Annotated in this window: 2 protein-coding genes and 1 pseudogene; 2 read left to right on the forward strand and 1 reads right to left on the reverse strand. The window is 59.1% G+C overall.

Annotated elements, in window-relative coordinates:
- Positions 1 to 194: pseudogene (locus BG35_RS10835) on the forward strand (isocitrate/isopropylmalate family dehydrogenase); the annotation flags it as partial.
- Here BG35_RS10835 and BG35_RS0107175 read toward each other — a convergent pair.
- Positions 169 to 1,053 (reverse strand): undecaprenyl-diphosphate phosphatase, encoded by an 885-nt coding sequence (locus BG35_RS0107175; RefSeq protein WP_025782295.1) that lies wholly within the window; start codon positions 1,051 to 1,053, stop codon positions 169 to 171. The pseudogene BG35_RS10835 and the gene BG35_RS0107175 sit on opposite strands and share 26 nt — an antisense overlap.
- Before the next feature lie 26 nt (positions 1,054 to 1,079).
- Between BG35_RS0107175 and BG35_RS0107180 the strand changes: the two genes are divergently transcribed.
- Positions 1,080 to 4,161: type ISP restriction/modification enzyme (locus BG35_RS0107180; protein WP_201768421.1), on the forward strand; the 3,082-nt coding region annotated here is incomplete at its 3' end.

Genomic DNA, 4,161 nt, shown 5'->3' on the forward strand with positions numbered 1-4,161 from the left:
TCAGTGGGCAGATGATGTTGGAGTTTCTCGGCTGGCGCGAAGCCGCCGCCCTGATCAACCACGGCATCGGCCGGGCCATTGCCAACCGCTGCGTCACCTACGACCTGGCCCGCATGATGGAACCCCCTGTGGATCCCCCGCTGAAGTGTTCGGAGTTTGCCGAGGCGATCATCCGCCACTTCCCCCAACACTGATCAGCAGCAACAGCACGCCAAAGCCCAGGCGGTAGAAAACAAACACCCAGGCGCTGTGGCGCTGCAGGAACCGCAGCAACCAGGCAATGGCCAGCCAGGAGGAGAGGGCCGCGCTCAATACCCCCACCAGGAGGGGGAGCGCTCCCCCCAGGCTGGAACTGGTGAGGGCCTCCTTCACCTCTGCCAGGCCCGCCATGGTGATGGCCGGAATCCCCAGCAGAAAGGAGAAGCGGGCAGCCGCCACCCGTTGCCAGCCCATGAGCAACGCCGCCGTGAGGGTGCTGCCGGAGCGGGACACCCCCGGCGCCAGGGCCAGCATCTGGGCCAGCCCCAGCAGCCACCCTGAAGTGATGCTCACCTGCTCCAGATTGTGGCGGCGGCGCCCCAGCCGCTCCGCCAGGGCCAGCAGCGCCGCCATCACGATGGACACCACCCCGATCCACGGCAAGCTGCGGAGCGCCGATGCCTCGTAGGCCCCATAGAAGAACAGCCGAATGGTGAGGCCGGCCACAAGAATGGGCACGGTGCCCACGGCAATGGCCAGCCCCAACGTGGCCTCCGGCCCATTCAGGTTCCTTTGCCGCAGACCCTGGAGCAGCCCCAGGCCCAGTTGGCGTAAATCCTTCCAGAAGTAGCCAATCACGGCCCCGATGCTGCCAAGCTGCAACACTGCGGTGACCGCCACGCCGGGATCCCCCCAGCCCAGCAGGACCGGCGCCGCCTTGAGATGGGCCGTGCTGCTGATGGGGAGAAACTCGGTGAGACCCTGGACGATACCCAGCACCAGGGCGCGCCAGCAGGCCAGGGCCAGGTCTGGGGCGCCATCCGGGGGGGTCAGGGCAGCCAGGGGGAATGACATGGGAGGCGGCGGGGCAGGACTTGACCATGTTGCTTGAGCAAGGACGGGACGGTCCCGTCAGCCTGATTTTCCCCGTGGGCGGCCGATGCCGTTGGCCAAATAACTGCGCTATGATTTTGATTTCCGAGATTTTGATTTCCGATTTTATTGCCAAGGTTCAAACCATCCATGCCACCGGCCAGTCGACGGAACATTCTTATCGTCCCGCCTTTGTGGACCTTTTTGGAAAACTGGGGGTCATTGCCCTGAATGAACCCAAGCGGGTGAAATGCGGCGCGCCGGACTTCAGCATCTCGCGAGATGATCTTGTCATTGGTCATCTGGAAGCCAAAGACCTGCACATTCCCATTCGCGGAATGAAAGATAAGAACAAGTCGCAACAGGAGCGGTACAGGGCCGCACTACCCAACCTGATCTACACCAACGGCCTGGAGTGGGATTTCTATCGCCATGGCGACCGGAAAGCGTCTGTTGTCATCGCCGGGATTCTTGAGGGGCGCATCATCCCGAAGCAGGATCATTATGAAAGGCTGGAACGCCTGCTGCAGGACTTCATTGCCCAACGCCCCCAGAGCATCACCAGCCCGTCTGAACTGGCCCAACGCATGGCGGGCAAGGCGGGCCTCATCAAGGACGTGTTGCGCAAAGCCCTTATCGAAGACGGGAAATCCCGGACTGAACTTTCAGGGCAGTATCAGGCGTTCAAGGAAAACCTGATCCGGGATATCAAGACTGAGGACTTCGCCGATCTCTATGCTGAGACCATCGCCTACGGCATGTTTGCGGCACGCCTCCATGACGCCGCACCGGAAGATTTCAGCCGACAAAAGGCGCTGGACTTGCTGCCCAAATCCAACCCTTTCCTGCGCAACCTGTTCACCTATGTGGCAGGCTACGACCTTGATGACAGAATCGCCTGGATCATCGACGACCTGGCCCTCATCTTCCGGGCCTGCAAGGTGGAGGATATCATGGAAGGCTTTGGCCAACAGACAGGCCAAAACGACCCTTTTCTGCATTTCTACGAAACCTTTCTCGCCGCCTATAACCCGGCCAAACGCAAGGCGCGGGGGGTCTGGTACACGCCTCAACCCGTGGTCAACTTCATCGTGCGAGCGGTGGACGAGGTGCTGCAAACCGAGTTCGGTTTGCCCGACGGCCTCGCCGACACGTCCAAGGTAACCATCAATCAGTACGCCGGCGAGGACGACAAGGGCAAACCGGTCACCATCAAAAAGGAGGTCCACCGTGTCCAGATTCTTGACCCCGCCGCAGGCACCGGCACCTTCCTCGCCCAGGTCATCCAACAGATTGCCCCCAGGATTCAGGGTGTGGCGCCCGGCATGTGGTCCAGCTACATCGAGAATGACCTGATCCCGCGCCTGCACGGTTTCGAGCTTCTGATGGCTTCCTATGCCATGTGCCACATGAAGCTGGACATGATCCTGACGGAACTGGGCTACAAGCCCAATGACAAGCCGCCTCGCCTCTCGATCTATCTCACCAATAGTCTCGAAGCAGGCCAATTGCACAAACCCGACCTGCCGTTTGCGCAATGGATTAGCCGTGAGGCTGACGGGGCCAACCGGATCAAGCGCGATATGCCCATTATGTGCATCATCGGCAATCCTCCTTACCTGGGTGAAGGTGGAGTATCCAAGGACTGGATCGGTGATTTGATGGAGGACTACAAGAAAGAGCCAGGTGGTAAAGTGAAACTCAAAGAACGCAATCCCAAGTGGCTGAACGATCTCTATGTAAAATTCATTCGCCTTTCCTCCCATCTCATCGAGAAGAATGGTGAAGGCGTTCTGGGATTCATCACCAATCACGGCTATCTCGATAACCCCACCTTCCGCGGGATGCGCTGGCATTTGCTGCACAAGTTCCACCGCGTCTGGGTGCTGGACCTGCACGGCAACGCCAAGAAGAAAGAAGTTTCTCCTGATGGATCCAGAGATGAGAACGTCTTTGATATTCAACAGGGCGTGGCGATCATCATCGCTGTAAAGCATAGGGAGGGGGGCCAGAATCCGGCCCAAGTGATGCAGGGCGATTTGTGGGGGCTGCGCCAGGAGAAATATGATGCGCTTCAGAGAGGCAGCTTGCGTGGTGCTCTGTTCACCTCAATGGAAAGCCCCGCTCCGCAACATCCCCTGGTGCGGCGGGATTTTGCCGCCCAGGCGGCCTATGGGGCGGGGTTTTCCATCAAGGACTTCATGCCGGTCCATTCCGTTGGTATCGTCACCGCCCGGGATGCCCTGACCATTGACGACAACAAGGAGCGGCTGTGGCAACGGGTGCAGGATTTCCTGGCTCTGGAGCCGGAGGACGCACGGACAAAGTACAAACTCGGCAAGGATGTGCGCGATTGGAAGGTGGCTTGGGCGCAAGCCGATCTGCGCGCTGATCTTACCCCGGGCAGACTGGTCCCGATTGCCTACCGCCCCTTCGACACCCACTGGACCTATTACACGGGCAGATCACGCGGCTTCATATGCTATCCGCGAGAAGAGGTGATGGGGCATATGATTGCAGGTAAGAATATCGCATTAATCTGCAAGCGGGGTAATCAAGAAACGAATAGTGTATCTGGACATGTGGTACATGCGATTTCCGTAGGACGTTCTTGGTCTCGACCGGGAATGCAGGGAATTGACAGTTCCTTTCCCCTCTACCTCTATCCTGACCAACAAACGCTCGACAAAAACCGTCGGCTGAACTTCAACCTCAAGCTCTATGAGCACCTTCAGGAGTTGGCCACCCACTCCGCCCACGGCGCACCGGATGAGTTGGCCACCTTCGATTACATCTATGGCGTGCTGCACTGCCCCGCTTATCGCGAAACCTACGCCGAGTTTCTCAAGACTGACTTTCCCCGCATTCCCTGGCCCGCCACCCCTGCCGAATTCTGGGATGTGTCCGCCAAGGGCGCCGAGCTGCGCAAATTGCACCTTATGGATCCCGCCGCCATCGGCCCGGCACGTTATCCGTTCCTGGGCGAGGGGGACAACATGGTGAGAAGGCCCCATTTTCAAAATGGGCGTGTTTATATCAATGCCACCCAGTATTTTGGCAGCGCCCCTGAAGTCTCCTGGAGCTTCTATG

The organism is Candidatus Synechococcus spongiarum SH4 (assembly GCF_000586015.1).
GTDB lineage: Bacteria > Cyanobacteriota > Cyanobacteriia > PCC-6307 > Cyanobiaceae > Synechococcus_B > Synechococcus_B spongiarum_F.